This window comes from Methylosinus sp. DMC45 (genome assembly GCF_056313885.1).
In genome coordinates, this window is the sequence record NZ_JBQUZK010000056.1 from 577,316 (window position 1) to 600,943 (window position 23,628).

General features: G+C 65.8%; 26 protein-coding genes and 1 tRNA gene. 21 read left to right on the forward strand and 6 right to left on the reverse strand.

Annotation, left to right across the window (positions count from 1 at the left end):
* Positions 1-7 precede the first annotated feature (7 nt).
* Together ACT53T_RS21825 and ACT53T_RS21830 are read left to right on the forward strand one after the other, a co-directional pair.
* Entirely contained in the window at positions 8-886 is an 879-nt protein-coding gene (locus ACT53T_RS21825) for an aldo/keto reductase family protein (protein ID WP_476162804.1), read from the forward strand.
* A gap of 112 nt (positions 887-998) precedes the next feature.
* On the forward strand, positions 999-2,822 hold the full coding sequence (locus ACT53T_RS21830) for a patatin-like phospholipase family protein (protein WP_476162805.1): 1,824 nt from the start codon (positions 999-1,001) through the stop codon (positions 2,820-2,822).
* Positions 2,823-2,854: 32 nt separating this feature from the next.
* Here ACT53T_RS21830 and ACT53T_RS21835 read toward each other — a convergent pair whose 3' ends face one another.
* Positions 2,855-3,781 (reverse strand): alpha/beta fold hydrolase, encoded by a 927-nt coding sequence (locus ACT53T_RS21835; protein ID WP_476162806.1) that lies wholly within the window; start codon positions 3,779-3,781, stop codon positions 2,855-2,857.
* A gap of 401 nt (positions 3,782-4,182) precedes the next feature.
* Here ACT53T_RS21835 and ACT53T_RS21840 point away from each other — a divergent pair, with 401 nt between their 5' ends.
* The 3 genes from ACT53T_RS21840 to ACT53T_RS21850 are packed head-to-tail and all read left to right on the forward strand — an operon-like array spanning position 4,183 to position 7,502.
* Positions 4,183-5,460: a class I SAM-dependent methyltransferase gene (locus tag ACT53T_RS21840; protein ID WP_400770104.1), complete on the forward strand. Its 1,278-nt coding sequence runs from the start codon at positions 4,183-4,185 to the stop codon at positions 5,458-5,460.
* A gap of 30 nt (positions 5,461-5,490) precedes the next feature.
* Positions 5,491-6,651, forward strand: a complete 1,161-nt coding sequence (locus ACT53T_RS21845; RefSeq protein WP_476162807.1) for a fatty acid desaturase family protein — start codon at positions 5,491-5,493, stop codon at positions 6,649-6,651.
* On the forward strand, positions 6,648-7,502 hold the full coding sequence (locus ACT53T_RS21850; RefSeq protein WP_476162808.1) for an alpha/beta hydrolase family protein: 855 nt from the start codon (positions 6,648-6,650) through the stop codon (positions 7,500-7,502). The genes ACT53T_RS21845 and ACT53T_RS21850 overlap by 4 nt, the downstream gene beginning before the upstream one ends.
* An 11-nt stretch (positions 7,503-7,513) precedes the next feature.
* Here ACT53T_RS21850 and ACT53T_RS21855 read toward each other — a convergent pair whose 3' ends face one another.
* Positions 7,514-7,807 (reverse strand): CCDC90 family protein, encoded by a 294-nt coding sequence (locus ACT53T_RS21855; RefSeq protein WP_400770107.1) that lies wholly within the window; start codon positions 7,805-7,807, stop codon positions 7,514-7,516.
* A 90-nt stretch (positions 7,808-7,897) separates the two neighbouring features.
* A tRNA-Asp gene (locus tag ACT53T_RS21860) sits at positions 7,898-7,974 on the reverse strand.
* 292 nt (positions 7,975-8,266) lie between these two features.
* Here ACT53T_RS21860 and cydP point away from each other — a divergent pair.
* From cydP to ACT53T_RS21910, 10 genes are all read left to right on the forward strand, one after another.
* Positions 8,267-8,437 carry a cytochrome oxidase putative small subunit CydP gene (gene cydP, locus ACT53T_RS21865; protein WP_400770108.1) on the forward strand — a complete coding sequence of 57 codons (171 nt, stop codon included), beginning with the start codon at positions 8,267-8,269 and terminating at the stop codon, positions 8,435-8,437.
* A 22-nt stretch (positions 8,438-8,459) separates the two neighbouring features.
* Positions 8,460-10,022, forward strand: a complete 1,563-nt coding sequence (locus tag ACT53T_RS21870) for a cytochrome ubiquinol oxidase subunit I (RefSeq protein ID WP_476162833.1) — start codon at positions 8,460-8,462, stop codon at positions 10,020-10,022.
* A gap of 188 nt (positions 10,023-10,210) precedes the next feature.
* Entirely contained in the window at positions 10,211-11,350 is a 1,140-nt protein-coding gene (gene cydB, locus ACT53T_RS21875) for a cytochrome d ubiquinol oxidase subunit II (RefSeq protein WP_476162809.1), read from the forward strand.
* A 34-nt stretch (positions 11,351-11,384) separates the two neighbouring features.
* The gene (cydX, locus tag ACT53T_RS21880) at positions 11,385-11,486 is read left to right on the forward strand and encodes a cytochrome bd-I oxidase subunit CydX (RefSeq protein ID WP_024878255.1); all 102 of its coding nucleotides are present in this window, start codon (positions 11,385-11,387) and stop codon (positions 11,484-11,486) included.
* A 198-nt stretch (positions 11,487-11,684) separates the two neighbouring features.
* A complete protein-coding gene (gene rpsM, locus ACT53T_RS21885) occupies positions 11,685-12,053 on the forward strand; it encodes a 30S ribosomal protein S13 (protein ID WP_018267193.1) in 369 nt (122 codons plus the stop codon).
* A 124-nt stretch (positions 12,054-12,177) separates the two neighbouring features.
* Positions 12,178-12,567 (forward strand): 30S ribosomal protein S11, encoded by a 390-nt coding sequence (gene rpsK / locus ACT53T_RS21890; RefSeq protein WP_018267194.1) that lies wholly within the window; start codon positions 12,178-12,180, stop codon positions 12,565-12,567.
* Between the two features lie 89 nt (positions 12,568-12,656).
* Positions 12,657-13,676 (forward strand): DNA-directed RNA polymerase subunit alpha, encoded by a 1,020-nt coding sequence (locus tag ACT53T_RS21895; protein WP_018267195.1) that lies wholly within the window; start codon positions 12,657-12,659, stop codon positions 13,674-13,676.
* Between the two features lie 121 nt (positions 13,677-13,797).
* Positions 13,798-14,214, forward strand: a complete 417-nt coding sequence (rplQ, locus tag ACT53T_RS21900; protein ID WP_018267196.1) for a 50S ribosomal protein L17 — start codon at positions 13,798-13,800, stop codon at positions 14,212-14,214.
* 5 nt (positions 14,215-14,219) lie between these two features.
* A complete protein-coding gene (locus tag ACT53T_RS21905) occupies positions 14,220-14,627 on the forward strand; it encodes a DUF4260 domain-containing protein (RefSeq protein WP_476162810.1) in 408 nt (135 codons plus the stop codon).
* On the forward strand, positions 14,624-15,298 hold the full coding sequence (locus ACT53T_RS21910; protein WP_476162811.1) for a spermidine synthase family protein: 675 nt from the start codon (positions 14,624-14,626) through the stop codon (positions 15,296-15,298). The genes ACT53T_RS21905 and ACT53T_RS21910 overlap by 4 nt, the downstream gene beginning before the upstream one ends.
* A gap of 11 nt (positions 15,299-15,309) precedes the next feature.
* Here ACT53T_RS21910 and ACT53T_RS21915 read toward each other — a convergent pair whose 3' ends face one another.
* The gene (locus tag ACT53T_RS21915; protein ID WP_476162812.1) at positions 15,310-17,067 is read right to left on the reverse strand and encodes an ATP-binding cassette domain-containing protein; all 1,758 of its coding nucleotides are present in this window, start codon (positions 17,065-17,067) and stop codon (positions 15,310-15,312) included.
* 244 nt (positions 17,068-17,311) lie between these two features.
* Between ACT53T_RS21915 and ACT53T_RS21920 the strand changes: the two genes are divergently transcribed.
* Positions 17,312-18,745, forward strand: coding sequence for a Do family serine endopeptidase (locus tag ACT53T_RS21920; protein WP_476162813.1), 1,434 nt, complete (start codon positions 17,312-17,314; stop codon positions 18,743-18,745).
* Positions 18,746-18,958: 213 nt separating this feature from the next.
* Here ACT53T_RS21920 and ACT53T_RS21925 read toward each other — a convergent pair whose 3' ends face one another.
* Positions 18,959-19,405: a hypothetical protein gene (locus ACT53T_RS21925; protein ID WP_476162814.1), complete on the reverse strand. Its 447-nt coding sequence runs from the start codon at positions 19,403-19,405 to the stop codon at positions 18,959-18,961.
* Positions 19,406-19,539: 134 nt separating this feature from the next.
* Here ACT53T_RS21925 and ACT53T_RS21930 point away from each other — a divergent pair, with 134 nt between their 5' ends.
* Both ACT53T_RS21930 and ACT53T_RS21935 read left to right on the forward strand, forming a co-directional pair.
* The gene (locus ACT53T_RS21930; RefSeq protein ID WP_476162815.1) at positions 19,540-19,836 is read left to right on the forward strand and encodes a hypothetical protein; all 297 of its coding nucleotides are present in this window, start codon (positions 19,540-19,542) and stop codon (positions 19,834-19,836) included.
* Between the two features lie 89 nt (positions 19,837-19,925).
* Positions 19,926-20,213 (forward strand): hypothetical protein, encoded by a 288-nt coding sequence (locus ACT53T_RS21935; protein WP_476162816.1) that lies wholly within the window; start codon positions 19,926-19,928, stop codon positions 20,211-20,213.
* 5 nt (positions 20,214-20,218) lie between these two features.
* Here ACT53T_RS21935 and ACT53T_RS21940 read toward each other — a convergent pair whose 3' ends face one another.
* Entirely contained in the window at positions 20,219-20,905 is a 687-nt protein-coding gene (locus ACT53T_RS21940) for a response regulator (RefSeq protein WP_476162834.1), read from the reverse strand.
* Between the two features lie 192 nt (positions 20,906-21,097).
* Between ACT53T_RS21940 and ACT53T_RS21945 the strand changes: the two genes are divergently transcribed.
* The 3 genes from ACT53T_RS21945 to ACT53T_RS21955 are packed head-to-tail and all read left to right on the forward strand — an operon-like array spanning position 21,098 to position 23,502.
* Positions 21,098-21,742, forward strand: a complete 645-nt coding sequence (locus tag ACT53T_RS21945) for a thiamine phosphate synthase (protein ID WP_476162817.1) — start codon at positions 21,098-21,100, stop codon at positions 21,740-21,742.
* Positions 21,739-22,635 carry a tetratricopeptide repeat protein gene (locus ACT53T_RS21950; protein ID WP_476162818.1) on the forward strand — a complete coding sequence of 299 codons (897 nt, stop codon included), beginning with the start codon at positions 21,739-21,741 and terminating at the stop codon, positions 22,633-22,635. Before ACT53T_RS21945 ends, ACT53T_RS21950 begins: the two co-directional genes overlap by 4 nt.
* Positions 22,636-22,641: 6 nt before the next feature.
* Positions 22,642-23,502 carry an alpha/beta hydrolase gene (locus ACT53T_RS21955; RefSeq protein ID WP_476162819.1) on the forward strand — a complete coding sequence of 287 codons (861 nt, stop codon included), beginning with the start codon at positions 22,642-22,644 and terminating at the stop codon, positions 23,500-23,502.
* Positions 23,503-23,628 lie beyond the last annotated feature (126 nt).

Consider the following 23,628-nt stretch of genomic DNA (forward strand, 5'->3'; position numbering starts at 1 on the left):
CCCCAAAATGAGCGCCGAGCCGCGCGGCGAGGATCCGAGCCGGATCGTCTCCGCCTCCGGGGTTTCCATGCCCCGCATCATCTATGGCACGGCCTGGAAGAAGGAGCGCACCGCCGCTCTGGTGGAAGAGGCGCTGCGGACCGGCTTTCGCGGGATCGACACCGCCTGCCAGCCCAAGCATTACAATGAGCCGGGCGTCGGCGAAGGTCTGGCGGCGGCGCTCGGCGCCGGGCTCGACCGCGCGGATATTTATCTGCAGACCAAATTCACGCCCTTCGGCGGGCAGGACCCGGAAAACATCCCCTATGACGCCGCCGCTCCGATCGGCGAGCAGGTGCGGCAGTCCTTCGAGGCTTCGCTGCGCAATCTGCGCGTGGATCGTCTCGACGGATTGGTGCTGCACTCCCCCTACCCGGAGGACAAGGACACTCTCGAGGCCTGGCGCGCGATGGAGAGCCTGGCGGCGCAGGGCGGCGTGCGCCAATTGGGCGTCAGCAATTGCTACGAGCCGGCGCGGCTGAAGATGTTGTGGAAGAAAGCGCGGGTGAAGCCCGCCGTGATCCAGAACCGCTTCTACGCCAAGACCGGCTATGACCGCGAGATTCGCGCTTTCTGCGCAAAGCGCAAAATTTTCTACCAGAGCTTTTGGACGCTCACCGCCAATCCCGAAACGCTGGCGAAGCCGGAGCTCGTCGCTCTCGCCGAAAAATACGGGCGCGGCCGGGCGCAGATTTTCTTCCGCTTCCTGACGCAGCAAGGCGTTCTGTGCCTCACCGGCACGACGTCGCAGGAGCATATGCGCGACGATCTGGCGATATTCGATTTTTCCCTGACCGCGAAGGAATGCGCGAGTCTGGACGCTCTGCTGACCGCCGCGCCCGCCTGACCAGCGTCGAAAGCGCGCGGAAACCGCCCTTGCATTCTCACGCTCGGCCGAAGATCATGCGGCGCGAGCGCGGGGGCGCGCGACGCGAACGTATCAGGGCGGCTGTATTTCCATGTCGAAGACGCTCGTTTCGGAAGATCAGAGTTTCTGGCAAGACCTCGACGACGAGGATCGCAATAAGATCAAATCCTGCGTGCAGCTGCGCAGAATTGCGCGCGGCGAGGCGCTGATCGAGCTCGGCGCGCCGTCGGAGACGCTCTATATCGTCAATTTCGGCCAGTTCGGCGTGGTCAACGCCGCCAATGGCGAGATTGTCGCCGAGATCGGCAAGGATCAGCTCATCGGCGAGATGGGATTTTTCACCCGCGAGCCGCGCGGCGCCAGCGTCGTCGCCATGCGCGACTCCGAGGTGCTGGAGATCGACCGCGCGCAATTCGACGCGCTGGTCGCGCAGTTCCCCGATATGCAGCGCGCCGTCACGCGATCGCTGGCCAAGCGCCTCGCCCGTCTCGGCGAGATCACGCGGCGCAATTTCCGCCAGAGCAGCCGCGTGCGCGTGATCGCGCTGATCGCCGCGGGCGGGGGATCAATCCCCGAAGGTTTCAGCGCGCGCCTGCTGCAGGCGATCAATGCGCGCGCCCGCGGCTGCGCGCGCGCCTCCGCCGACGCGCGCGCGCATTTCCCCGATGGCGCGTTCGACCGCTACGCCGTCGCCGATTGGCTCGGCGCGCTCGAGCAGGAGAACGATTTCGTTCTCTGCGTCGCCGATGGCGAATTGAACGAATGGACCCGCGCCGTTCTCAATTCGGCCGATCTGCTGATCACGGCCGTCGCCGACGGATCGCCGGCGCTCGATCCGGTCGAGCAATTCGCCTTCACCCTCTTTCCCGCCAATCGCCGGCGCATCGTCAGGCTCTATCCGCATCGGCCGCAGACGCAGGAGCCCTCCGCGCCCTGGCTGCGCGAGCGCGAAGTCTTCATGCTGCATCATGTTGCGATGGATTCCGGCGCGGATTTCGATTGTCTCGCGCGCTTCATCACCGGTCAGGCGATCGGCTTCGTCGCCGGCGCCGGCGGCGCGCTCGGCCTCGCCCATATCGGCATTGTGAAAGCCTTTCAGGAGGCGGGCGTCGTCTTCGATATTTTCGGCGGCAGCAGCATCGGCTCCGGCATGGCGGTGGCCTTCGCGCAATTGAAGACGCCGGAGGAGGTGGAGGCGGCGATTCATGAGATATTCGTGCAGAACGCCGCGCTGAAACGCCTCACTCTGCCGAAATACGGACTGCTCGACCATACGATTCTCGAGGCGACGCTGGCGCAATCCTACGGCTCCATCGCCTTCGAGGATTTGTGGCGGCCGAGCTTCGCCATCGCGACCGACCTCTCCACCTATACGATGCGCGTGATCCGCTCCGGCCCGACATGGCAGGCGGTGCGCGCCTCCTGCGCCATTCCCGGCGTGCTGCCGCCTTTCTTCGACGAGGACGGCCATATGCTGGTCGACGGCGCGGTCTCCGACAATGCGCCGATCGCGCCCATGCATGGGCTGAAGAACGGCCCCAATGTCGTCGTGGATCTGCGCAATTCCGATCCGCGCCTCTATGATTTCGACTATCGCGCGCTGCCCGGCCGCAACGAGCTGCTCGCCTCCATGCTCAATCCGCTGCGCCGCAAGCCATTGCCCGATTGCCCTTCGCTGGCGAGCGTCATTCAGCAGGCGGTGTTCAGCAATATTCGCGAGAAGCCGGCCTTCTCCGGCGCGCTCGATCTCACCGTGCAGCCGCCGGTCTGTCCCGGCGCCAGCTTCATGACCTGGGACAAGCACCGCGAGGTCGCGGAATTCTCCTACAGATGGGGCCTCGAGACGATCGCCCGGCTGGAGGAGGAGGGAAACCCCGCCCTCGCCGAAATGCGCCGCCTGTCGCAGCCGAGCTGAACGCGCGCGGCGCCCATGGGCGCCGAGCCAGCTCACGCCGCGTCGAGCGCGGCGCGCAGCATGGGCAGATAGCGCTGCGGATTTTCCAGCATGGGAAAATGCCCGCAATTCTCGAAGAGGACGAATTCCGCCTCCGGCAGAAACGCCTTCAGCGAATCGCCGATCGTCGCCACGAGATTATGGGTGGGATCGCTGTCGCCCCAGACGATCGTCACCTTGCGCGGGCTGGCGGCGTAGGGCTTCTCCGGCGTCGCCATCAAGGCCTGATAGGCGTTGCAGAGGCAAAAGCAGCCGCCGCGATCGAGACCCGCGATCGCCTCTTCCGCGAGACGCGGCGCGATGGCGGAGGTCGCCGGCGGCATCGCGACCTTATACCAATGCCGCGCCACCACATGATCGAGCGCGCGCATGAAGAACTGCCCGACATAAGGCCGCCGAATCAAATTCATGCGATCGGTTCCCGCCGCCCATTTCTGCGCCTGCGAGATCGAGACCGTCTGCTGCAGCATGAGATGACGCACGCGTTCGGGCCGCGCCGCCGAGAAGGCGACCCCGGCGAAGCCGCCGAGACAGGCCATGTCCAGCACGGCGTCCTTTATCTCCAGCTGCGCGAAAAATTCGTCAAAGACCTCGCAATAGCTCGGAACGTCGAAGCGAAACCCAGATTTCACGAAGGATTGGCCAAAGCCGGGCGTCTCCACACAGATGACGCGCGCATGGTTCGACATTTCGTCGATGATCGGCAGATATTGCTCGATGACATTGGGCGGATCGGGCACGATCACCAAAGTCTTGTCGCCGGCGCCATTCTTTTGCGGCGCGATCAGAGTCCGCAAGCTCGCGCCGCGCGTCTCGATGAATTGGCCCTTCGCGCCATTCAGCGTCGGCCCCGCCTCGCTGCGAGCGGCGCGCGCGCGCCGATCCGCCCACAACCAGCGCGACATTTCGATTGCGTCCATTTTTCTCGTCTCCGCTGCAATTCATTTCGGCGCGACGCGGATCGCGCTCGCCCATCGATCCTATAGAGCGGACGCGCGCTCGCGCCCTGTGTGACAGCACACACAAATTCCTCGCCGACCCTTTTAACACCTCGGATCAGGCTCGGGCCGCTCGTCATCCCACAAGATGCGACGAGAGGGACGAGCGCAAGCTGAGCAGCTTGTCATCATGCAGAAATAATGTGACAACTTTCGTCACAATGTCGCCATGCGACGCCACCGCGCAGCACGGCCATCCGCATGAAAAACGAGAGGCGCGGCGCAAATAGCGCGGACGTGCGGAAGATTTCGCGCGTCGTTTCCAGCACGAGCAGCGCGGAAATTCTTTGCCGAAAGCGCGCGATATGAATTGGGAGAGACAGATGACGGATACGAGATATATGCCCGAACATGCCGCGCGCGCTTTCGACGCGAAGACGGCGCGCCGACAGCTTTCGCTCGCGCAGCTATTGGGAGCGCGTCAGCCGAAGGACGCTTTCTTCGAGATGCTGTCGCGCCATCTTCATCAGGGAACGCTGATCGTTCGTCACAATGGCGTCGATCATCGCTTCGGCGCCGGCGATGACGCGCCGATCGTGCTGCGCGTGCTGCGCGACGATTTCTTCAGCCGCGTGCTCGCCTTCGGCAATCTCGGCATGGGCGAAGCCTTCATGGCGCAGGATTTCGAGGTCGAGGACGGCCGTCTGGTCGACTGCCTCACAATGCTGTGCCGCGCCGGCCTGCACAAGAAGCTGCGCTCCGATTGGAGCTTCCTGCTTCGCTATGCCGGCATGCTGGCGAGCAATCGCCTGCTGAGCCCGGCGACCAATGTGCGCCGTCACTACGACATAGGCGAGGATGTGTTCGACGCCTTTCTGCTCGATCGCTATCAGGTCTATTCCTGCGGCTATGCGCATTCGCAGGACGACGACGCCGATCTCCTGCAGCAGCGCAAGCTCGATCGCATCTGCCAGAAGCTCGAGATCGAGCCCGGCCAGTCGCTTCTCGACATCGGCTGCGGCAAGGGCGGCATGCTGATTCACGCTGCGCTGAATTTCGGCGCGCGCGGCGTCGGCGTCACCAATAGCGTCGCGCATCATGCGCGGGCGCAGGAGAACGCCGCCAAATATGGCGTCTCCGATCGCGTGCGCTTCATCCTCGGCGACTATCGCGAGATCGAAGGCTCTTTCGATCGCATCGTCAGCGTCGGCATGCTGGAGCATGTGCGCGCCAAGGACTACCCCGCCTATTTCGGCGCCATAGAGCGCCTGCTGGCGCCGAAGGGCCGCGGCCTCGTGCATGTCATCGGCTGCAACACGGCGATCAATCGCCATGATCCCTTCATTCAGAAATATGTGTTCCCCGGCTCCGACACGCCGAAGCTCTCTGCGATGACGACGGAGCTCGAGAAGAATTGCCTCGCCATTCTCGACGTCGAGAATATGGCGCGCCATTACGCCGTGACTCTGCGTCGCTGGCTGGAGGCCTTCCGCGCCAATAGCGGAACGCTCGATCCTGTGCGCTACGACACGGTCTTCAAGCGCATGTGGGAATACTACCTCAGCTGCGGAATAGCTTCCGCCATGGCCGGGGACCAGGCGCTCTATCAGCTCCTCTTCACCAAGGATTATCACGCGCCGTACCGGCTGCAGCGCGTCTGATGCGCGATTTGATTTTTTACGGGGGTGCATATGTCTAAGGAAGCCAATCAGGATTTCGCGCGCCTGCGCGAGCAGGTCCGCCGTGCGGGATACGCCCGCAAGCTGACCGCCATCGGCATTGCCGAATGGCTGCTGTTCATCGCCTTGACGGCGACAGGCGTCGCGCTCGTCATCGTCTCGGACATGCTCATCGTCAAGGCGATCGGCATGATCCTCGTCGCCTATGGCTGCATGGGCATGTCGACCAACGGCCACACCGCCTCGCATCATGCGATCAGCAACAGTCCGTGGATCAACGAATTCATCATGTATTTCGACTTTCCGTTCTTCCTCGGCGTGTCGGGCAATTATTGGCGCCATAAGCATGTCGTCGTGCATCACCCCAATCCGAACGTCATCGGCGTGGACGACGACGCCGATCTGATGCCGGTGTTCACGCTCAATGATCGCGATCTGAAGAAGGCCAGCGGCCTCGCGCGCTGGTGGTTCGAGCATCAGGGCTATTTCTTCCCCATCGTGCTGCTCGGCAATTCCTTCGGCGTCGCCTTCAAGGGCTGGCGCTTCCTGATCCGCGAGCTGCGCGACGACGAGCGTCGCAACTGGCAGAGCTGGCTCGATCTCGCCTGCATGATCGGACATTGGATCGTGTGGACGATCATTCCGATCTATTTCTTCGGCTTCGCCAATGTCGCGACCTTCTTCGTCGTGCAGATGTTCATGATGTCCTATGTCATGTTCGCGCTCTTTGCTCCGGCCCATTACCCGGAGGAGGCGATCCAGGTGACGAAGGATGCGACGCGCGACAATTATCTGATGCTGCAGACGGCGACGGCGGTGAATTTCGAGACGGGTCCGATCGGCCGGCTGCTGTGCGGCGGCGTCGATTTCCAGATCGAGCATCACCTCTTCCCCTGGATCAGCCCGCGTCACTATCCGCAGCTCGCGCCCATGCTGCGCCAGTTCTGCGAGGAGCACGGCTATCCCTATCGCTCGCAGGGCTGGGGGATCGCGACCTGGAAATCCGTCGTCACCCTCTTCAAGCCGAAGAAGATCGAGGAGGAGTTCCCCGCGGTTGAAAACCTGCCGCTCGCCGCTCACTATCAGCAGCAGAGCCGGCAGCGCCGCGAGGCGGAGGCGCCGCTCGCCAAAGCCGAAGCCGCGAGGCTTCCCGAGGAGAGCGTGACCGCATGACGAGAGCCGGCGACGGCGCAGTCGAAACGATGACCATCGCCGCGAGAGACGGAGCGTCTCTCGCGGCGACGCTGTTCTCGCCCCCGAGCGGGGACGGACCAATGGTCGTCATCGCCGGCGCCATTGCGGTGAAGCAGAAATTCTACGAGCGGCTGGCGCGCTTTCTCGCCGCGCGCGGATGCCGCGTTCTCACCTTCGATTATCGCGGCGTCGGCGCCTCCCGCCGCTTCGGCGCGCCCGGCGGCGGATTGCGCGCCTGGGGCGAGCAGGACCTCGCCGGAATCATCGACCATGCGCTGCGGCTCGCGCCGGCGGAGCCCTTGCGCGTCGTCTCGCACAGCGTCGGCGGGCAAATGGTCGGCCTGGCCGACAACAATGACCGCATTCGCGCCATGCTGGCGGTCAGCACGCAGATCGGCGATTGGCGGCTGTGGCCGGCCCCGCGCAAATATGCGCTATGGCTGATGTGGCGCGCGCTGCTGCCGATCCCTGCCGCCCTGCTCGGCTATTTTCCGGCGGCGCGGCTCGGCCTCGGCGAGGATCTGCCCAAGGACGCCGCGCTGGAATGGGCGCGCTGGTGCCGCAGCGAGGCCTATTTCGTCGATGCGTCGGGCCGCCCCTTCCCCGGATGCTTCGACCGGTTCACGGGAGCGATTCGCGCGCTGACCATCGACGATGATTGGATGGCGCCGAAGCCGGCGGTGGAGGCGCTGCTGAAGCGCTACAGCCGCGCCCATATAGAGCCGCTGGCGATTCGCGCCGAGGGGCGGGGCATGGGCCATTTCGGCTTCTTCCGCGACCCCGGCCGGCCCTATTGGGACGATTGCGCGCGCTGGCTGCTGGAGAATTGAAGCGGAGCGCTTCAATGGCCTGCGGGCAAATAACGAATCGCCGCGAGGATGACGCCGACCGCGCCGACGATCAGGCCGCCGAGCTTCACCGTCATGCGCAGCTCGACCTCACGAAGCTCTGCCCGCGTGGAGGCTATGTCGGCTTTCAGCTCGGCTTTGGCGGCCGCGAGATCGGATTTGGTGACGAGTTCCTGTCCCGTCGCCTCGGCGAATGCTTCGGCGGTCGCCTTGGCCTGCGCATGGGACACGCCGGCGGCCTCGAGTTTCTCGACGAATTTCAGAGTGTCGAAGGCGACGGCTGTCACGGCTCTTCCTCTCGGGCGCGCACTCAATATGGCGCGTCTACGCTTTCGCGTCCAGCATGGACGAGATCGATTCGGCCTGCGGATTCGAAATGGCGAGAGAGACGGGGCTCGAACCCGCGACCTCCGGCGTGACAGGCCGGCGCTCTAACCAACTGAGCTACTCCCCCGCGAGCGCGGCGCAACGCATTGCGCTAGCGAGAGGCGCCGAATAAGGCACGCGCCGGGCAAAGTCAAGAAGTCGGCTGCGGGATTTCTCTCGAGGGGCGTCCCTCGCGGGACGGCGACAAAATCGCGCAGCGACATTTCGGGGCTTCGTATGGAGGCCGCCCTATGCTCTTTATGGCGAGACCGGAGCCTTCGGAGACCACGTACGGGCTTTAAGGACTTTCGCGGTCATGAAGGCGAGGCCTTTCGAGGATAGTGTCCTCGAGGCCCGGCGCTTCGGGCGGGGAGAAACGCATGTCGGCCCATTCGGCGACGCATCGGCTCGGGCGAGAGATCGCCATCGCCCTCGCTCTCAAGATCGCGGCCCTCGCCCTGCTCTATTTCCTCTGCTTTCCCGCCTCGCAGCGGCCGCATGTCTCGCCGGCGGCTGTGGCGGAAAAGCTCTTCGCTCGCGACCGCGGCTGACAATCCTTTCACGGAGCGCATGATGTTCGAGCTCGACGTGGTGACGCTTTCAAGACTGCAATTCGCTCTGACCGCCCTCTACCACTTCCTCTTCGTGCCGCTGACGCTCGGCCTTTCGATCCTCCTCGCCATAATGGAGAGCGTCTTCGTGATGACCGGCCGCACCATATGGCGCGACGCGGTCAACTTCTGGGGCACGCTGTTCGGAATCAATTTCGCGATGGGCGTCGCCACCGGCATCACCATGGAGTTCCAGTTCGGAACCAACTGGTCCTACTACTCGCATTATGTGGGCGATATTTTCGGCGCGCCGCTGGCGATCGAGGGGCTGATGGCCTTCTTCCTCGAGGCGTCCTTCGTCGGCCTCTTCTTCTTCGGCTGGAACCGGCTGAGCCCGGTGGCGCATCTCGCCGTCACTTGGCTCGTCGCCCTCGGCGCGAATTTCTCGGCGCTGTGGATTCTCATCGCCAATAGCTGGATGCTCAATCCGGTCGGGGCGGCGTTCAATCCGCAGACCTTGCGCATGGAGCTCACTTCCTTCTCGGAAGTGTTCTTCAACCCCGTCGCTCAGTCGAAATTCGTGCACACCGTCAGCGCCGGCTATGTGACCGGCGCGATGTTCGTGCTCTCCATCTCGGCCTATTATCTGCTCTACAAGCGCGAGCATCGCGAGATCGCGCGGCGCTCCGCCAATGTGGCGGCGAGCTTCGGCCTCGCCTCGGCGCTCTCCGTCGTCGTGCTCGGCGACGAGAGCGGCTATACGGCGAGCTTCAACCAGAAAATGAAGATCGCGGCGATCGAGGCCATGTGGGAGACGGAGCCGGCGCCGGCCTCCTTCACCCTCTTCGGCATTCCCGATGTGAATCAGCAGACGACGCATTTGAAGATCGAGGTGCCCTATCTCCTCGGCCTCATCGCGACGCGCTCGCTGGACACGCCGGTCGAGGGCATAAAATCGCTGGTCGAGAAATCGGAGACGCGCATTCGCGCCGGAATGCCCGCCTATGAATGGCTGGCCGCGCGTCCCGACGGACCCAGCGCCGCCATCCCCGCAGAGCTCGAGCCTGCCTTCAAGGACCTCGGCCATTCGCTGCTGCTGAAGCGGTTCCGGCCCGATATCGAGAACGCCACCGAAGAGCAGGTCCATGAGGCGGCGCTCACCACCATCCCCAATGTGCCGGTGCTGTTCTGGGCCTTCCGCATCATGGTGGCGCTGGGCTTTTATTTCATCTTCCTGTTCGCGGCGGCCTTCCTCGTGGCGAGCCGCCGGCGCTTGCGTGACAATCCTTGGCTCTTGAAGCTCGCCTTCTACAGCCTCCCGCTGCCCTGGATCGCGGCCGAGCTCGGCTGGATCGTCGCCGAATATGGCCGCCAGCCCTGGATCATCGACAGCGTGCTGCCGACCTTCCTCGGCGCGTCCAATGTGCCGGCCTATAATGTTCTGCTCAGCCTCGGCGGCTTCGTGCTGTTCTACAGCGCGCTGGCCATCGTCGAAGTGTGGCTGATGCTGAAATACATCCGCCTCGGCCCGACCATCGAGCCCTCCCCGCGCGAGGCGCCGGAGCGCCCGTTCCAAATCGCGTGAGGCGATCAGCCCCCTCCCCCAGCCCTCCCCCGCTTTGCGGGAGAGGGAGCAGATCCAGCGCTTCATCGAAGCTTCGCGATACCTCGTCGCCCCCCTCTCCCGCGAAGTGAGGGAGGGGGCCTTCGCGAAAGAAGGAGCGCCGGCCACCAATCGTCTCGACAAGAAATCCTCATCGAGGAGATTTCGACATGATCGATTACGGCATATTGCGGCTCGTCTGGTGGGCCTTGCTCGGAACGCTGCTCATCGGATTTGCGATCGCCGACGGCTTCGATCTCGGCGTCGCCGTGCTCCATCCCTTCGTCGCCCGCAGAGACGGCGAGCGCCGGCAGACGCTCAACGTCATCGGCCCGGTGTGGGAGGGCAATCAGGTCTGGCTGATTCTCGGCGGCGGCGCGATCTTCGCCGCTTTTCCGGCGCTCTACGCCGTCTCCTTCTCGGGCTTCTATCTGGCGATGTTTCTGGTCCTGCTCGGCCTCATTCTGCGGCCGGCGGCGATCGTCTATCGCAGCAAGGTGGAGACGCCCGGCTGGCGGCGCGCCTGGGACTGGATTTTCTTCGCCTCCGGCTTCGTGCCGGCGCTTCTCTTCGGCGTCGCCTTCGGCAATGTGCTCCTCGGCGCGCCCTTCCGCTTCGACGACGAGCTGAACATCATCTACGAGGGCGATCTCTTCGGCCTGCTGACGCCCTTCGCTCTGCTCGCGGGCCTCGTCAGCCTCGCCATGATAACGCTGCAGGGCGCCGCCTGGCTCGCCGCCAAGACGCAAGGCCCGGTCGCCTTTCGCGCCAAGCTGGCCGGCTGGCTGGCGGCGATCGTGCTGCTCGCCGCCTTCACTTACGCCGGCTATTGGGGCGCGCAGAATATCGACGGCTATGTGCTGACGAGCGCCGTCGATCCCTCCGGCCCCTCCAATCCTCTGGCCAAGACCGTCGTGCGCGAGGCCGGCGCCTGGCGGGCCGCCTATGAGGCGCGTCCCTGGACGCTGGCCGCGCCCGCCCTGACCTATTTCGGCGTCATCGTCGCCGTGCTGGCGCTCGCCCTTTCGGCGCCGATCGTGGCCTTCATCGGCTCCAGCCTCGCCACCGCCGGCGTCATCGCCACGGCGGGCCTCACCCTCTTCCCCTTTCTGCTGCCCTCCTCGCTCGATCCCAATCACAGCCTGACCCTGTGGGACGCCTCCTCGAGCCGCCACACATTGACGCTGATGCTGGGAGCCGTCGTCGTCTTCCTGCCGATCGTGCTCGCCTATACGGCCTGGATCTATCATGCGCTGCGCGGGCAGGTGACGGAGGCCACCGTGGGGGACAAGGAAAATTATCCCTACTGACCGCAATTTCCCCTATCGCGCAAAGGAGAGCGCCATGTGGTATTTTTCTTGGATTCTCGGGCTCGGCCTCGCCTGCGCCTTCGGCGTCATCAACGCCATGTGGCTGGAGCTCGAGGAATATAGTGAGGAAAAGTGACGGACCAGCGGGCCGAGCGCCTTGACGGGTCGACGGCTTTCGCCTAGGAACCCCACCTTCATCACTTCGGCCTCGCGCTCCGTTCCTCAGCGGGAACGGAGCCGTTGTCGTATAAAAAAGCCCGCAGGGGCCGGCCTCCACCGGACGCGGGCATAATCGGCGAGCCTCGAGCTCGCCCTCACATGGAGAGACGAGAAAATGGCCCGTATAGCCGGCGTCAACATTCCGACCAACAAGCGCGTCGTCATCGCTCTGCAGTATATCCATGGAATCGGGCCGAAAAAGGCGCAGGAGATCATCGAGAAGGTGAACATCCCCGCCGAGCGTCGCGTCGCTCAGCTGACCGACGCCGAGGTGCTGCAGATCCGCGAGACGATCGACCGCGACTATCTGGTCGAAGGCGACCTTCGCCGCGAGGTGGCGATCAACATCAAGCGCCTGATGGACCTCGGCTGCTATCGCGGCCTGCGCCACCGTCGCCAGCTGCCGGTGCGCGGCCAGCGCACCCACACCAACGCCCGCACCCGCAAGGGCAAGGCGAAGCCGATCGCCGGCAAGAAGAAGTAATCGGATTCACGTGTCGCGGGCTCTCCCGCGACGATCACCTGGGCGCGGAGCGACGAGCGCTTCCGCCCTCATCGAGCCCTAGCGCCCGGCATTACGGGCGCGTCCGAAGGACGAGAAAGAGACTATGGCAAAAGAGACCACCCGCGTTCGCCGCAGGGAGCGCAAGAACATCGTTTCCGGCGTCGCGCATGTGAATTCGACGTTCAACAACACGATGATCACCATCACCGACGCGCAGGGCAACACCGTGTCCTGGTCGTCCGCCGGCACGATGGGCTTCAAGGGCTCGCGCAAATCGACGCCCTACGCCGCGCAGATGGCCGCCGAGGACGCGGCCCGCAAGGCTGGCGAGCATGGCGTTCGCACCCTCGAGGTCGAGGTTTCCGGGCCGGGCTCCGGTCGTGAGTCGGCGCTGCGCGCGCTGCAGGCCGCGGGCTTCACCGTGACCTCCATCCGCGACGTGACGCCCATTCCGCACAATGGCTGCCGCCCGCGCAAGCGCCGCCGCGTCTGACGAGACCTGTTTCATCGAGACGAATTGCGACGGGGTCTCGCGCCGCAGGCGCGCGGGACCCGGCCGAGAGCTGAAGGAAAGGCGCCACAGTGAGCATCCAGAAGAACTGGCAGGAACTCATCAAGCCCAGCAAGCTCGAGGTGACGGCGGGCTATGATCCGCGCCGCATCGCGGTGGCCGTCGCTTCGCCGCTCGAGCGCGGCTTCGGCTTGACGTTGGGCAATGCGCTGCGTCGCATTCTGCTCTCCTCCCTGCAGGGCGCGGCGATCACCTCCATCCACATCGACGGCGTGCTGCACGAATTCTCGTCGATCCCGGGCGTGCGTGAGGACGTCACCGACATTGTCCTCAACATCAAGGACATCGCCATCAAATACAGCGGCGAGGGCGTGAAGCGCCTGACGCTGAAGAAGCAGGGACCGGGGCCGGTCACGGCCGGCGACATCCAGGCCACCGGCGATCTGCAGATCCTCAATCCCGATCTCGTCATCTGCACGCTGGACGAGGGCGCCGAGTTCCGGGTCGAATTCACCGTCTCCACCGGCAAGGGCTATGTGCCGGCGGACCGCAACCGCGCCGAGGACGCGCCGATCGGCCTCATCCCGATCGACAGCCTCTACTCGCCGGTCAAGAAGGTGAGCTATCGCGTCGAGAACACCCGCGAGGGCCAGGAGCTCGACAAGGACAAGCTGACGCTGACGATCGAGACCAATGGCGCCATCTCGCCGGAAGACGCGCTCGCCTATGCGGCGCGCATTCTGCAGGATCAGCTCTCGGTCTTCGTGAACTTCGAGGAGCCGCGCCGCGAGGAGGCCGCTCCGTCCATCCCGCAGCTCGCCTTCAACCCGGCGCTGCTGAAGAAGGTGGACGAGCTCGAGCTCTCGGTGCGCTCGGCCAACTGCCTGAAGAACGACAATATCGTCTATATCGGCGACCTCATCCAGAAGTCGGAGGCGGAAATGCTCCGCACCCCGAACTTCGGCCGCAAGTCCTTGAACGAGATCAAGGAAGTGCTGGCGCAGATGGGCCTGCACCTCGGCATGGAAGTGCCCGGCTGGCCGCCGGAGAACATCGACGATCTCGCCAAGAGATTCGAAGAGCATTATTGAGCGAATAGCGAGATAGCGAGTAGCGAATAGAATATTCTACTCGCTATTCGCTACAGCCTATTCGCTCATCACGACGGCCGTTCCTTGGCACGGCGGCCGCTAAAATAACGGAGACGCCACAATGTATCATCGCAATAAGAAGCGCCGCTTCGGCCGCACCCACGAGCATCGTCAGGCGATGTTCGTCAACATGGCCCAGGCGCTCATCAAGCATGAGCAGATCGTCACGACTCTGCCCAAGGCCAAGGATCTTCGCCCCATCGTCGAGAAGCTGGTGACGCTCGGCAAGCGCGGCGACCTCCACGCTCGCCGTCAGGCCATCTCCCGCCTGCGCGACGTCGATCTGGTCAAGAAGCTCTTCGACGTGCTCGGCCCGCGCTACAAGGAGCGCAATGGCGGCTACACGCGCGTGCTGAAGGCGGGCTTCCGCTATGGCGACAACGCCCCGCTCGCCGTGATCGAGTTCGTCGACCGCGACGTGGACGCCAAGGGCCAGGATTCCGGCCCCGTCCAGACGGCGACGGAAGAAGCGGCGTAACGCCGATGCTCTCCGGCCCCGCGAGCGGAAGCGTTCTCGGCTGGCCGAAAATTCTGTTGAGATTAGAAGGGGCGGCGCTGATGGCGGCCGCCCTTTTCGCTTATTTCGGCCTCGGGGCCGATTGGCGCCTCCTGGCCTGGCTGTTCCTCTTCCCCGATCTGTCGATGGCGTTCTATCTCGCCGGCCCGCGCATCGGCGCCATCGCCTATAATACCGCCCACACGACCATCATCCCCTTCGCCGTGCTCGGCGCCGGCGTCTCTCTCGGCCAAGGGCTGATGATCTCGATCGCGCTGATTCACATCGCGCATATCGGCTTCGACCGAATGCTCGGCTTCGGCCTGAAATATGGAACCGCCTTCGGCGACACCCATCTCGGCCGCATCGGCCGCAGGGCGGACCCGGAAGCTTGATTCTCGAACCCTGGGAAGAGCTTTCTCGCGCCCGCACCGCCGCGGGCGACGAGCTGCTGCTGCGCCGGCGCGGCGGCGTCTATGAAATCCGCTGCAACGGCTATGACCTCATGTCCAACCGGGCGCATCGCTCGGAGGAGGCGCTGGCCCGGCTCGCCCTCGCCGAGATCAGCGCCGCCATGCCGCGCATTCTGGTCGGCGGCCTCGGCATGGGCTTCACCCTGCGCGCCGCGCTCGACGCCGCGCCGCAAGATGCGCGGATCATCGTCGCCGAGCTGCTCCCCGAGATCATCGCCTGGAATCGCGGCCCCCTCGCGCCGCTGGCCGGCCGCCCGCTCGAGGACGCCCGCGTGGAAGCGCGGGAGGGCGACGTCGCCGCGCTGATGGAGGCGGAAGCGGGCGCCTATGACGCCATCCTCCTCGACATAGACAATGGCCCGGAGGCGGTGCTCTGCGAAATTAATTCCGCGCTCTTCTCCGCGCGCGGCCTGCGCAAGATGCGGCGCGCCCTCGCCCCTGCGGGCGTGCTCGCCGTCTGGTCCGCCGATCCTTCGCCCGGCTTCGAGCAGCGCCTCGAGGAGACGCGCTTCTCCTTCCGCGCCGTGGAGATCGCCGCGCGCGGCGCCGAGGGCGATCCTCGCCACACGATTTATCTCGCGCGCGCCCGCTGATCTCGATCGCGTCAAGCGGGCTCCAGCGCAGCCTCTGCGTTCTCGCGACGCTGCGCCGCCCACATTTTCGCATAGCGACCATCTGCGGCGAGCAGAGCGTCATGCGAGCCGCGCTCGACGATCGCGCCCTCCTCGAGCACGATGATCTCGTCCGCCTCGACCACGGTCGATAAACGATGCGCCACGACGAAGCGCGTCACGCCTCGGGCTACATTGGCGATCCGCTCTTGAATGATGCGCTCGGTGCGCGTGTCCAGCGCAGAGGTCGCCTCGTCGAGGACGAGAAGCCGAGGGCGCTTCAACAGCGCGCGCGCGATGGCGACGCGCTGCTTCTCGCCGCCGGAAAGCCGCAGGCCGCGCTCTCCGACGATCGTGTTCGCGCCCTGCGGCAGGCGCACGATGACATCATCCAACCCGGCAGCGCTCATCGCCGCCTCTATCTCCTCGCGCGTCGCCTCCGGCCGCGCGAAGCGGATGTTGTCGACGAGCGTTTCATTGAACAGCACGCAATCCTGCGGCACGAGAGCGAGAGCGCCGCGCAACGCGCGGAGATCCAGATCCTCGATAGGGACGCCGTCGAAGCGGATCGCTCCTCGCTGCGGCTCGTGGAAGCGGAACAGCAGCCGCGCGAGCGTCGACTTCCCGCCGCCGCTGGACCCGACGACAGCGAGCGTTCGCCCGGGCGGAATGACGAAACTCACCTCGCGCAGCGTCGGACGATCTGGATGATGCGAATAGAGGAGCGCCTCGACGCCGACCGACAGCGGTCCCTCGCCCGCCAGCGCCTCGCCGCCGGGTGAAAGCTCGGCCTCGGTCTTCTCCGTTAGAATAGCGAGCATGCGCTCGACCTGAGCGCCGCTGCGGATGACCTCACGCCAAACGAGCGTGAAATGCTCGATCGGCCGGACGACTTGCGTGAGATAGAGCGCGACGAGCAGCAGATCGCTCGGCGGGCCGCCGCTCGTCTCGAGCCGCATCACGGCGAGAGCGAATATGCCGCCGAAAGACAGAGTGAAGACGACCGTCAGCGCGATCTGATTTCGCGCGCCTTGCGCGGAATGACGCAACCATCCCGCCTCGGCTTGTTCGAAGAGACCGCGGAGCCGCGTCATCACGGCGCGCTCGGCGACGAAAGCCTTCACAGTCTCGAAATTCAGCAGGCTTTCCATAAAGAGATTCGAGGCCTTGCCATCCTGCTCCAGCGCCAGCATCGCTGTGTCTCGATACCCCTTCATCGAGGTCGCGAAAGTCGCCGCATAGATCGCGACGAAAGCCGTATAGGCCGCGAGCATGGACGCGTCGAAGAGATGCGACAGGACGCCAGCGGCCGCGATGATTTCGATCGCCATCGGCAGAAGGCCGGCGACCATGGAGAGCAGATGGCGGCAGGCGTTTACGCCTTCCGAAATGGTGCGGCCGAGCTCGCCGGTCTTACGCGTCAGATGATACGCGTATGGCAGATCGAGCGCATGCGCATAGACTTTGCTCGAGATCGCATGGACGAGTCGCCGCTCGACCGACATTGTAAAGGGCGTCGCGATCGTCGGCGCCAGCCGCGCCGCCCCGAGCAGCCCCACATAGAGGCAGACCGCGAGCGTCGAGCCTGCGGCGTCGGCGTGGCTGAAGAGATCGACCGCGCGGCCGAGCGCCAACGGCGCCACCGCCTGGAACAAGGCGCCGAGCGCCGTGAGCGCCGTTGTCGCGACAGTGAGGCCGAGGAGTCGTGGCCCGATCGCCTCCAGAATGAATTTTGGAATGCTTTTCGACATTTGCGAGCCTTTCGCCGCTTCGGCTCCGCGCAAACGATAAAAGAACCAATCGCTTTCGACCGAATCGAAAGAGGGCGCATCCGTTAATGGAGAAGCCCGAGCCACGCAAGCCCGCGGCGCCGACGACGTTCGATTTCCTCCCCCGCCCCTACGCGCTCATGCGAATTCCACGAGTCTGACGCTTTTCGGGCTAATATGCGGGACCGAATCTCGCTCCACGAATCGCACCCCGAGAGGACGATCGATGATTTTTCTTCGGCGCCAATTCATTGCGGCTCTCGCTCTGCTCACGCTCGCCGCGCCGGCGGCGCTGGCGGAGACGCTGGTCGCGCCCCAGCAGGAGCGCGCCCTGCCGCAGTCGCGCGCCGATGTGATCTTGTCCTTCGCGCCCATCGTGAAACGGGCGACGCCCGCCGTCGTCAATGTCTTCGCGACGCGCATCGAGCAGCGGCCGGCCAATCCCTTCTTCGACGATCCGATCTTCCGCCGCTTCTTCGGCGAGGGCGGCGGCGGGGGCGGCCAGCGCGGGCCGACGGCGCAATCGCTCGGCTCCGGCGTCATCGTCGACGCCTCCGGCCTCGTCGTCACCAATAATCACGTTATCGAGGGCATGACCGACGTGAAGGTCTCGCTCTCCGACAAGCGCGAGATACCCGCGAAAATCCTGCTGCGCGATCCGCGCACCGATCTCGCCGTGCTGAAGCTGACCGAGGCCGCGACCTATCCCACCATGGAGCTCGGCGATTCGGATGCGCTCGAGGTCGGCGATCTGGCGCTCGCCATCGGCAATCCTTTCGGCGTCGGGCAGACGGTGACGCAGGGCATCGTCTCCGCGCTGGCGCGCACGCAGGTCGGCATTTCCGACTATGGCTTCTTCATCCAGACCGACGCCTCCATCAATCCCGGCAATTCCGGCGGCCCGCTCGTCGACATGGCCGGACGCGTCGTCGGCATAAATTCGGCGATCTTCTCCAAATCGGGCGGCTCGGTCGGCATCGGCTTCGCGATTCCCGTCAATATGGTCAAGATCGTCGTGGCGGCGGCCAAGGGCGGCGGCAAGCAGGTCAAGCGCCCCTGGCTCGGCGCCACGCTGCAAAATCTCTCCAAGGAGATTTCCGACAGCCTCGGCCTCGAGCGCCCCGCCGGCGCGCTGGTCGCCGATCTCTACCCCAAAGGCCCGGCGCTCGACGCAGGGCTGAAGCGCGGCGACGTCATCGTCGCCGTGGACGGCCAATCGGCCGACGATCCAGAGGCGCTCGGCTATCGCCTCGCCACCAAGCCGCTGGGCGGACAGGCGACGCTGGGCGTGCTGCGCGGAGGCAAGACCATCGCCGTGCCTCTGAAGCTCTCCGCCGCGCCCGAAGTCCCGGCGCGCGATGCGGTGAAGGTGAAAGGCCCCTCGCCCTTCGCGGGCGCGACGGTCGTCAACATCTCCCCCGCCGTGCTGGAGGAATTCTCCGTGCAGGGCGCGATCAACGGCGTCGTCGTCGCGGAGATCGACCCGCAATCGGTCGCCGCGCAGCTCAATCTGCAGAAGGGCGACGTGATCCTCGTCGTCAATGACGAGAAGATCGCCACCACGCGCGACCTCGAGCGGGCGACGATCAACCGCCATTATTATTGGAAGATCACGCTGGCCCGCGAGGGACAGGTGATGACGACGGTGGTGGGCGGGTGAGCGGCGCCGACCGCGTCGAATATCGGCTCGAGCTCTGCGACACATCGGGCGAGCATCGCCCGATCGCGATCTTCCGCGCGGCGAGCCCTTTTCGCCCGTCGCGACGGCGTGATCCTCGCCCGCTATCGCCTCAATCTCACGCCCTTCGACGGCGATCGCTCGCCAGTGTGGGGCGCGAGCGATCCGATATAGCGGGCGTCGAGCGGATGTCGCTCACAAGCAGGGATTCATCACCGGCTCGCGCGGAACCGCGAGCAGCCGGCTCATCGATTCGCGCAACGCCTGCGGCGTGACGCTGCGGAACGGCTCGAGATCGCGATTCTCGCAGAATTTGCGCGCCGAGGCGGCCTCCGATTGCGCGGCGCGGCGCTTGAACGCCTCGAGCGCCGCGCGCGTCGGATGCAGCGAAGAATTGGCGAGAATGAATTCGTCGATCGACTTGATCGCCTCGTCGATGGCGCCGTCCGCCGCGCTCCGAGCCACGCCGCACGCATTCGCATAATGCTGAACGGTCAGATAGATCGACCAGGCGCAGAGCACCGCTCCGGCGCCGCTGCGGTCCGCCTCGAATTGCCGTGGGCCGAGGACCATCGCCTCCTCGCCGGCGGCCGCCGTCGCCGATAGGACGACGCAAATCGCTATGATTTTCGCGTGACGCATCCGGGCGATCCCTTGCTCTCGAAAGCCGAGCGCCTCCCCATGTGCGCCTAAGCACAAACACGCGGGCGCAGCTCTCCTACAACAGCATCGTTCGCCGGAGATAACGCCGACGACGCGCTGGTGGAGAGAATACAATGACTTTCGCCGTTACAGAATTCGCTTCGCGCCCTGTCCGCACCGACGCCGCCATGCGCATGGCTTTCGTGATCCTCGGCGCGACCGTCGCGCTGGCCGGCGCCAAGGCCTTTCTGGCGCAGAGCGTCGCCGCCCCCGTGCCGCCGACCGCGCCGGTCGCCTCCATCGCCGAGCCGGCGAGCTTCGCCGCCGCCGACGCCGCGCAGAGCGTCTGCCGTCCCGTCGTCGTCGAGATCGACGAAGGCTATGGCGTGCGCGGCCAGGTCACGCGCTGGGTCTGCCGCAAGGCCTATTGATCTGTGCCCTCGCGCACAAACGCCGAGGACGCCTCCCGTTACAACTCGCCTCATACGCAGGGCGCGCGTCGCCATGACACGAACCGCCCATGACACGAACCGAGGATGAGACAATGACCTTCGCCGTTTCCGAATTCGCCTCGCGCCCCGTCGAGACCGGCTCCGCGATCAAAATCGCCTTCGTCATTCTGGGCGCGACCGTCGCCCTCGCCGGCGCCAAGGCCTTCCTCTCGCGCAGCGCCGCGCCCGTCGCCGAGCCGGCCATCTTCGTCGTCGCCGAGCATGCGCAGGACCGCTGCCGCTTCGTTCCGGTCGAGTCCGAGACCGGCCTCGCCAAAGGCCAGGCGATCCGCATCGTCTGCCGCAAGGCGCGCTGAAACGATCAGAGCTTCACGAAACGATAGCCGACCCCCGGCTCCGTCAGAAGGATCGCCGGCGCGGCGGCGTCATCCTCGATCTTGGCGCGCAGCTGGCCGATGAAGACGCGCAAATATTGCGTGTCCTCGCCATGCGCCGGACCCCATACGGCCGTCAGAATCTGGCGATGCGTCAGCAGCCGGTCCGCGTGACGCGCGAGCGTCGCCAATAGCTCATATTCCTTGGGCGTCAGCTTCACGGCGACGCCATTCTTCGTCACCCGCCGCCGCGCGAGATCGATGCGTAGCCCGCCGCTCTCTATCTCGGCGGCCTCGGCCACGGTCTTCGCGCCATGGCGGAGCGCCGCGCGCAGCCGCGCCAGCAATTCGCCGATCGAGAAGGGCTTTTCCACATAATCGTCGGCGCCGGCGTCGAGCGCGGCGATCTTCTCCGCCTCGCGGTCGCGCGCCGAGAGAATGAGGATCGGCACTTGCGAGAAGGCGCGCGCCTGCCGCAGCGCCTCCTTGCCGTCCATATCCGGCAGGCCGAGATCGAGCAGCACCGCGTCCGGCGCGCTGGCGGCGATCGCCTTCAGCGCCTCGCGGCCGGTTGCGGCCTCCAGCGTCTCATAGCCGCTCGCCGCGAGCGCCGGCCGCAGCACGCGCAGCATTTGCGGCTCATCGTCGACGATCAATATGCGCGGGCCGCTCATGCCGTCTCGTCGCTCATGCGTTTCGCCGTTCATGCGATTCTTGCGCCCCAGTCGCATAATCCGCTTCGCGGCGCCATACAACGGCGCCGATTCGCGCCGATTTGAGTCGGCCGCCGCCCGGCTCTAGAGTGTTTTCGTGCGAAGCAGGGAACCGGTTCGCGTGAAGACAGCACGACCGAACGACGAGAAGCGATGCCGCAAGATCAGTCCGAAGATTTCGCCCGCCTCTATCTGGCGACGCCCCGCCTCGCCGAGATCGAGCCCTTTCTGCCGCGCCTTTCCGCCGCGCTGGCGGCCGCCGAGGTCGCGAGCCTGCTGCTGCGCCTCGAGACCATGCCCCCTGCGGCGGCCGAGCGCGCGATAAGCGCTGTCGCGGCCATAGCGCAGCCGGTGGGCGTCGCGCTCCTCATCGAGGGCGAGCCGGAGCTGGTCTCGCGCTACGGCGCCGACGGGCTGCATCTTCCCTATGACGAAAAGCGCCTCGCCGCGGCGATAAAGCGCCTCTCGCCCGATTTCATCGTCGGCGTCGGCGCTCTCGCCTCGCGCGACGAGGCCATGCGCGCCGGCGAGGCGGGCGCGGATTATCTCCTCTTCGGCGATATAGGGGAGGACGGCGCGCCGCCTTCTCTCCAATGGACCGCCGAGCGCGTCGCCTGGTGGGCGGAGATATTCAACACGCCTTGCGTGGCGCTGGCGCATAGCCTCGCCGAGGTCGGCCCGCTCTCCGCCGCCGGCGCGGAATTCGTGAGCCTGGACGCGGCAGTGTGGGACGATCCGCGCGGCCCGGCGGAGGCCATGCGCGAGGCGGCGCGGCTCGTCCGAGAGGCGGCGAAATGAGCAAGCGCCTCGCTTTCGCCCTGCTCCTGCTCGCCGCCCCGGCCCTCGCGGCCGAGCCTGCGCCGCCGGCCGCCGATCTCGCCTTCGGCGCCTATCAGCGCGGGGACTATGTCGCCGCCATGGGCGAAGCGCAAAAGCGCCTCGCCGCAAATCCCAGGGACGCCGCCGCCCTCACGCTGATCGGCCGGCTCTATCTCGACGGGCAAGGCGTCGCGCGCGACCGCGCCCAGGCGATGCAATGGTTCCGCCGCGCCGCCGACGCCGGCGGCAAGGACGCCGCCTATTTCTTCGGCGCGGCCTCGCTCACCGGCCGCGACACCGCCAAGGACCGCGCGCTCGCGAAAACCTATCTCGAGAAGGCCGAAGGCCATGCGGCGGCGCTGCAGCTATTGGGCGAGCTGTGGCTCGAAAATGACGGCAAGGAGCCGGATTTCGCCAAGGCGCAGGCCTATTTCCGCCGCGCCGCCGAGCTGGACAATTCCGACGCCGCCTATGCGCTGGCGCTGCTCTACAAGAACGGCCGCGGCGCGCCGGCCGATCCGGCCGAGGCCGCCAATTGGCTGCGCAAGGCCTCCGAGGCCGGCCATACAGCCGCCATGGTGGAATTCGCGATCATGGAGTTCAACGGCGCCGGCGTCGCGCGCGACCGCGCCCATGCGGTGAAGCTGCTGCGGCAGGCCGCCGCCGCCGGCAATGTGGTGGCGCAGAATCGCCTCGCGCGGCTGCTGGCCGAAGGGCTCGGCGTCGAGAAGAACCATTCCGAGGCCATGCTGTGGAACAGCCGCGCCAAGGCCGCCGGCCTCGTGGACGAAAAGCTCGACGCGTTGCTGGAGACGACCATTCCTCCGGCCGAAAAGCCCGCCGCCCCGCCGCCGGCGCCGGCCGCGAAATAGCCCGGCATGGCGAGCCTTTCGGCGCATCTTTCGCGCGCCTTTCTGCGCCGCTTCCTGCGCCCGCGCATCTGCGGCGAGGGCGGAGCGGACGCCGCGGCTCAGGCGCTGAATCTGCGCTTTCCCTGGCCGCCCTCCGGCGGCGCCGAAGCCGAACCGGACATCCCCGGCGAATGGATCAGAGCGCGCGCGCCAAAGGCGACGCTGCTCTATCTGCATGGCGGCGCCTATATGGCCGGCGCGCCGCGCCTCTATCGCTCCACCGCGCGCTTTTTCGCGAAGGCCGGATTCAATGTCTTCACCCCCGCCTATCGGCTGGCCCCCGAGCATCGCTTCCCCGCCGCGCTCGACGATGTGAGCAGCGTCTATGAGCGCCTCGCCGCGCGCGGACCTTTGGCGCTCGCCGGCGATTCGGCCGGCGGCGGATTGGCGCTCGCCTTGATGCTGCGGCTGCGCGCGCGCGGCCTGCCGCTCCCCAGCGCGGCGGCGCTGTTCTCGCCCTGGACCGATCTTTCGACGAGCGGCGCCTCGACGCGCGACAATGAGGGGAAGGACCCGATCTTCACGCGGCGCGCGCTGCGGCTCGCCGCGCGGCAATATCTCGGCGAAGCGAGCGCGAAGGACCCGGAGGCGTCGCCGCTACTCGGCGATCTCTCCGGCCTGCCGCCGCTTTTGCTGCATGTGGGCGAGGACGAGCTGCTGCTCGACGATTCGCGCCGCCTCGCCGAGCGCGCCGCAGCGGCGGGAACCTCAGTGGAGCTGACAGCTTTCCCGCTGGTTCCGCATGGCTGGCAATTGGGCGCCGCCTTCATGCCGGAAGCGCGCGCGTCGCTGCGCGAGGCGGCTGCGTTTCTGGCGCGGCGCGCGTAGACCTTCCTTAGCCAAGGCAAACGGACGCGCTCACCCTCCCCTTTAGGGGGCAGGGCTATCGCATATAAGCAAAGAGTTCGAAGAAGAACTCTTTGCTCCAAAGCGCGAGGTTCATTTTCCGCGACA

Coding starts and splice junctions, on each gene's coding strand:
- ACT53T_RS21830 (WP_476162805.1), top strand. CDS start 999: ATGTCGAAGACGCTCGTTTCGGAAGATCAGAGTTTCTGGCAAGACCTC.
- cydB (WP_476162809.1), top strand. CDS start 10,211: ATGATCGATTACGGCATATTGCGGCTCGTCTGGTGGGCCTTGCTCGGA.
- cydX (WP_024878255.1), top strand. CDS start 11,385: ATGTGGTATTTTTCTTGGATTCTCGGGCTCGGCCTCGCCTGCGCCTTC.
- ACT53T_RS21835 (WP_476162806.1), bottom strand. CDS start 3,781: ATGGACGCAATCGAAATGTCGCGCTGGTTGTGGGCGGATCGGCGCGCG.
- rpsK (WP_018267194.1), top strand. CDS start 12,178: ATGGCAAAAGAGACCACCCGCGTTCGCCGCAGGGAGCGCAAGAACATC.
- ACT53T_RS21845 (WP_476162807.1), top strand. CDS start 5,491: ATGTCTAAGGAAGCCAATCAGGATTTCGCGCGCCTGCGCGAGCAGGTC.
- ACT53T_RS21925 (WP_476162814.1), bottom strand. CDS start 19,405: ATGCGTCACGCGAAAATCATAGCGATTTGCGTCGTCCTATCGGCGACG.
- rplQ (WP_018267196.1), top strand. CDS start 13,798: ATGTATCATCGCAATAAGAAGCGCCGCTTCGGCCGCACCCACGAGCAT.
- ACT53T_RS21935 (WP_476162816.1), top strand. CDS start 19,926: ATGACACGAACCGAGGATGAGACAATGACCTTCGCCGTTTCCGAATTC.
- ACT53T_RS21825 (WP_476162804.1), top strand. CDS start 8: ATGAGCGCCGAGCCGCGCGGCGAGGATCCGAGCCGGATCGTCTCCGCC.
- ACT53T_RS21950 (WP_476162818.1), top strand. CDS start 21,739: ATGAGCAAGCGCCTCGCTTTCGCCCTGCTCCTGCTCGCCGCCCCGGCC.
- ACT53T_RS21870 (WP_476162833.1), top strand. CDS start 8,460: ATGTTCGAGCTCGACGTGGTGACGCTTTCAAGACTGCAATTCGCTCTG.
- ACT53T_RS21850 (WP_476162808.1), top strand. CDS start 6,648: ATGACGAGAGCCGGCGACGGCGCAGTCGAAACGATGACCATCGCCGCG.
- ACT53T_RS21920 (WP_476162813.1), top strand. CDS start 17,312: ATGATTTTTCTTCGGCGCCAATTCATTGCGGCTCTCGCTCTGCTCACG.
- ACT53T_RS21930 (WP_476162815.1), top strand. CDS start 19,540: ATGACTTTCGCCGTTACAGAATTCGCTTCGCGCCCTGTCCGCACCGAC.
- ACT53T_RS21840 (WP_400770104.1), top strand. CDS start 4,183: ATGACGGATACGAGATATATGCCCGAACATGCCGCGCGCGCTTTCGAC.
- ACT53T_RS21940 (WP_476162834.1), bottom strand. CDS start 20,905: ATGAGCGGCCCGCGCATATTGATCGTCGACGATGAGCCGCAAATGCTG.
- ACT53T_RS21905 (WP_476162810.1), top strand. CDS start 14,220: ATGCTCTCCGGCCCCGCGAGCGGAAGCGTTCTCGGCTGGCCGAAAATT.
- rpsM (WP_018267193.1), top strand. CDS start 11,685: ATGGCCCGTATAGCCGGCGTCAACATTCCGACCAACAAGCGCGTCGTC.
- ACT53T_RS21955 (WP_476162819.1), top strand. CDS start 22,642: ATGGCGAGCCTTTCGGCGCATCTTTCGCGCGCCTTTCTGCGCCGCTTC.
- ACT53T_RS21915 (WP_476162812.1), bottom strand. CDS start 17,067: ATGTCGAAAAGCATTCCAAAATTCATTCTGGAGGCGATCGGGCCACGA.
- ACT53T_RS21945 (WP_476162817.1), top strand. CDS start 21,098: ATGCCGCAAGATCAGTCCGAAGATTTCGCCCGCCTCTATCTGGCGACG.
- cydP (WP_400770108.1), top strand. CDS start 8,267: ATGTCGGCCCATTCGGCGACGCATCGGCTCGGGCGAGAGATCGCCATC.